Origin of the sequence: Celeribacter halophilus (assembly GCF_018860305.1) — a bacterium.
Taxonomy (GTDB): domain Bacteria; phylum Pseudomonadota; class Alphaproteobacteria; order Rhodobacterales; family Rhodobacteraceae; genus Celeribacter; species Celeribacter halophilus_A.
In genome coordinates, this window is record NZ_JAHKPE010000024.1 from 1 (window position 1) to 4,852 (window position 4,852).

2 protein-coding genes and 1 pseudogene are annotated in these 4,852 nt (G+C 50.5%); 1 reads left to right on the top strand and 2 read right to left on the bottom strand.

The features are described from left to right. Positions 1 to 323: 323 nt before the first annotated feature. Both KO492_RS09195 and KO492_RS09200 read right to left on the bottom strand, forming a co-directional pair. Positions 324 to 443, bottom strand: a pseudogene (locus tag KO492_RS09195) (IS1 family transposase); the annotation flags it as partial. A 247-nt stretch (positions 444 to 690) separates the two neighbouring features. Continuing rightward, positions 691 to 1,899, bottom strand: coding sequence for an IS4-like element ISVsa5 family transposase (locus KO492_RS09200; RefSeq protein WP_001339197.1), 1,209 nt, complete (start codon positions 1,897 to 1,899; stop codon positions 691 to 693). Positions 1,900 to 2,059: 160 nt separating this feature from the next. On the opposite strand from KO492_RS09200, the gene KO492_RS09205 reads away from it, so the two are divergent. Further along, entirely contained in the window at positions 2,060 to 2,719 is a 660-nt protein-coding gene (locus KO492_RS09205; RefSeq protein ID WP_000412211.1) for a type A-1 chloramphenicol O-acetyltransferase, read from the top strand. Positions 2,720 to 4,852 lie beyond the last annotated feature (2,133 nt).

A 4,852-nucleotide genomic window follows, 5' to 3' on the forward strand; every position in this document is an offset into this window, starting at 1 on the left:
CGCACGATATACAGGATTTTGCCAAAGGGTTCGTGTAGACTTTCCTTGGTGTATCCAACGGGGTCAGCCGGGCAGGATAGGTGAAGTAGGCCCACCCGCGAGAGGGTGTTACTACTTCACTGTCCCTTATTCGCACCTGGCGGTGCTCAACGGGAATCCTGCTCTGCGAGGCTGGCCGGCTGCAGGCATGCAAGCTTGGCACTGGCCGTCGTTTTACAACGTCGTGACTGGGAAAACCCTGGCGTTACCCAACTTAATCGCCTTGCAGCACATCCCCCTTTCGCCAGCTGGCGTAATAGCGAAGAGGCCCGCACCGATCGCCCTTCCCAACAGTTGCGCAGCCTGAATGGCGAATGGCGCTGATGTCCGGCGGTGCTTTTGCCGTTACGCACCACCCCGTCAGTAGCTGAACAGGAGGGACAGCTGATAGAAACAGAAGCCACTGGAGCACCTCAAAAACACCATCATACACTAAATCAGTAAGTTGGCAGCATCACCCGACGCACTTTGCGCCGAATAAATACCTGTGACGGAAGATCACTTCGCAGAATAAATAAATCCTGGTGTCCCTGTTGATACCGGGAAGCCCTGGGCCAACTTTTGGCGAAAATGAGACGTTGATCGGCACGTAAGAGGTTCCAACTTTCACCATAATGAAATAAGATCACTACCGGGCGCTGAGAGATCCCCTCATAATTTCCCCAAAGCGTAACCATGTGTGAATAAATTTTGAGCTAGTAGGGTTGCAGCCACGAGTAAGTCTTCCCTTGTTATTGTGTAGCCAGAATGCCGCAAAACTTCCATGCCTAAGCGAACTGTTGAGAGTACGTTTCGATTTCTGACTGTGTTAGCCTGGAAGTGCTTGTCCCAACCTTGTTTCTGAGCATGAACGCCCGCAAGCCAACATGTTAGTTGAAGCATCAGGGCGATTAGCAGCATGATATCAAAACGCTCTGAGCTGCTCGTTCGGCTATGGCGTAGGCCTAGTCCGTAGGCAGGACTTTTCAAGTCTCGGAAGGTTTCTTCAATCTGCATTCGCTTCGAATAGATATTAACAAGTTGTTTGGGTGTTCGAATTTCAACAGGTAAGTTAGTTGCTAGAACCCATGGCTCCTTTGCCGACGCTGAGTAGATTTTAGGTGACGGGTGGTGACAATGAGTCCGTGTCGAGCGCTGATTTTTTCGGCCTTTAGAGCGAGATTTATACAATAGAATTTGGCATGAGATTGGATTGCTTTTAGTCAGCCTCTTATAGCCTAAAGTCTTTGAGTGACTAGATGACATATCATGTAAGTTGCTGATAGGTTTCCAGTTTTCCGCTCCTAGGTCTGCATATTGTACTTTTCCTCTTACTCGACTTAACCAGTACCAACCCAGCTTCTCAACGGATTTATACCATGGCACTTTAAAGCCAGCATCACTGACAATGAGCGGTGTGGTGTTACTCGGTAGAATGCTCGCAAGGTCGGCTAGAAATTGGTCATGAGCTTTCTTTGAACATTGCTCTGAAAGCGGGAACGCTTTCTCATAAAGAGTAACAGAACGACCGTGTAGTGCGACTGAAGCTCGCAATACCATAAGTCGTTTTTGCTCACGAATATCAGACCAGTCAACAAGTACAATGGGCATCGTATTGCCCGAACAGATAAAGCTAGCATGCCAACGGTATACAGCGAGTCGCTCTTTGTGGAGGTGACGATTACCTAACAATCGGTCGATTCGTTTGATGTTATGTTTTGTTCTCGCTTTGGTTGGCAGGTTACGGCCAAGTTCGGTAAGAGTGAGAGTTTTACAGTCAAGTAATGCGTGGCAAGCCAACGTTAAGCTGTTGAGTCGTTTTAAGTGTAATTCGGGGCAGAATTGGTAAAGAGAGTCGTGTAAAATATCGAGTTCGCACATCTTGTTGTCTGATTATTGATTTTTCGCGAAACCATTTGATCATATGACAAGATGTGTATCCACCTTAACTTAATGATTTTTACCAAAATCATTAGGGGATTCATCAGTACCGGGCGTATTTTTTGAGTTATCGAGATTTTCAGGAGCTAAGGAAGCTAAAATGGAGAAAAAAATCACTGGATATACCACCGTTGATATATCCCAATGGCATCGTAAAGAACATTTTGAGGCATTTCAGTCAGTTGCTCAATGTACCTATAACCAGACCGTTCAGCTGGATATTACGGCCTTTTTAAAGACCGTAAAGAAAAATAAGCACAAGTTTTATCCGGCCTTTATTCACATTCTTGCCCGCCTGATGAATGCTCATCCGGAATTTCGTATGGCAATGAAAGACGGTGAGCTGGTGATATGGGATAGTGTTCACCCTTGTTACACCGTTTTCCATGAGCAAACTGAAACGTTTTCATCGCTCTGGAGTGAATACCACGACGATTTCCGGCAGTTTCTACACATATATTCGCAAGATGTGGCGTGTTACGGTGAAAACCTGGCCTATTTCCCTAAAGGGTTTATTGAGAATATGTTTTTCGTCTCAGCCAATCCCTGGGTGAGTTTCACCAGTTTTGATTTAAACGTGGCCAATATGGACAACTTCTTCGCCCCCGTTTTCACCATGGGCAAATATTATACGCAAGGCGACAAGGTGCTGATGCCGCTGGCGATTCAGGTTCATCATGCCGTTTGTGATGGCTTCCATGTCGGCAGAATGCTTAATGAATTACAACAGTACTGCGATGAGTGGCAGGGCGGGGCGTAATTTTTTTAAGGCAGTTATTGGTGCCTAGAAATATTTTATCTGATTAATAAGATGATCTTCTTGAGATCGTTTTGGTCTGCGCGTAATCTCTTGCTCTGAAAACGAAAAAACCGCCTTGCAGGGCGGTTTTTCGAAGGTTCTCTGAGCTACCAACTCTTTGAACCGAGGTAACTGGCTTGGAGGAGCGCAGTCACCAAAACTTGTCCTTTCAGTTTAGCCTTAACCGGCGCATGACTTCAAGACTAACTCCTCTAAATCAATTACCAGTGGCTGCTGCCAGTGGTGCTTTTGCATGTCTTTCCGGGTTGGACTCAAGACGATAGTTACCGGATAAGGCGCAGCGGTCGGACTGAACGGGGGGTTCGTGCATACAGTCCAGCTTGGAGCGAACTGCCTACCCGGAACTGAGTGTCAGGCGTGGAATGAGACAAACGCGGCCATAACAGCGGAATGACACCGGTAAACCGAAAGGCAGGAACAGGAGAGCGCACGAGGGAGCCGCCAGGGGGAAACGCCTGGTATCTTTATAGTCCTGTCGGGTTTCGCCACCACTGATTTGAGCGTCAGATTTCGTGATGCTTGTCAGGGGGGCGGAGCCTATGGAAAAACGGCTTTGCCGCGGCCCTCTCACTTCCCTGTTAAGTATCTTCCTGGCATCTTCCAGGAAATCTCCGCCCCGTTCGTAAGCCATTTCCGCTCGCCGCAGTCGAACGACCGAGCGTAGCGAGTCAGTGAGCGAGGAAGCGGAATATATCCTGTATCACATATTCTGCTGACGCACCGGTGCAGCCTTTTTTCTCCTGCCACATGAAGCACTTCACTGACACCCTCATCAGTGCCAACATAGTAAGCCAGTATATACACTCCGCTAGCGCCCAATACGCAAACCGCCTCTCCCCGCGCGTTGGCCGATTCATTAATGCAGCTGGCACGACAGGTTTCCCGACTGGAAAGCGGGCAGTGAGCGCAACGCAATTAATGTGAGTTAGCTCACTCATTAGGCACCCCAGGCTTTACACTTTATGCTTCCGGCTCGTATGTTGTGTGGAATTGTGAGCGGATAACAATTTCACACAGGAAACAGCTATGACATGATTACGAATTCGAGCTCGGTACCCGGGAATTAAAGAGGAGAAATTAAGCATGGTGAGCAAGGGCGAGGAGGATAACATGGCCATCATCAAGGAGTTCATGCGCTTCAAGGTGCACATGGAGGGCTCCGTGAACGGCCACGAGTTCGAGATCGAGGGCGAGGGCGAGGGCCGCCCCTACGAGGGCACCCAGACCGCCAAGCTGAAGGTGACCAAGGGTGGCCCCCTGCCCTTCGCCTGGGACATCCTGTCCCCTCAGTTCATGTACGGCTCCAAGGCCTACGTGAAGCACCCCGCCGACATCCCCGACTACTTGAAGCTGTCCTTCCCCGAGGGCTTCAAGTGGGAGCGCGTGATGAACTTCGAGGACGGCGGCGTGGTGACCGTGACCCAGGACTCCTCCCTGCAGGACGGCGAGTTCATCTACAAGGTGAAGCTGCGCGGCACCAACTTCCCCTCCGACGGCCCCGTAATGCAGAAGAAGACCATGGGCTGGGAGGCCTCCTCCGAGCGGATGTACCCCGAGGACGGCGCCCTGAAGGGCGAGATCAAGCAGAGGCTGAAGCTGAAGGACGGCGGCCACTACGACGCTGAGGTCAAGACCACCTACAAGGCCAAGAAGCCCGTGCAGCTGCCCGGCGCCTACAACGTCAACATCAAGTTGGACATCACCTCCCACAACGAGGACTACACCATCGTGGAACAGTACGAACGCGCCGAGGGCCGCCACTCCACCGGCGGCATGGACGAGCTGTACAAGTAATCTAGACAGCGCTTTTCCGCTGCATAACCCTGCTTCGGGGTCATTATAGCGATTTTTTCGGTATATCCATCCTTTTTCGCACGATATACAGGATTTTGCCAAAGGGTTCGTGTAGACTTTCCTTGGTGTATCCAACGGCGTCAGCCGGGCAGGATAGGTGAAGTAGGCCCACCCGCGAGCGGGTGTTCCTTCTTCACTGTCCCTTATTCGCACCTGGCGGTGCTCAACGGGAATCCTGCTCTACGAGGCTCGCCGGCTGCAGGCATGCAAGCTTGGCAC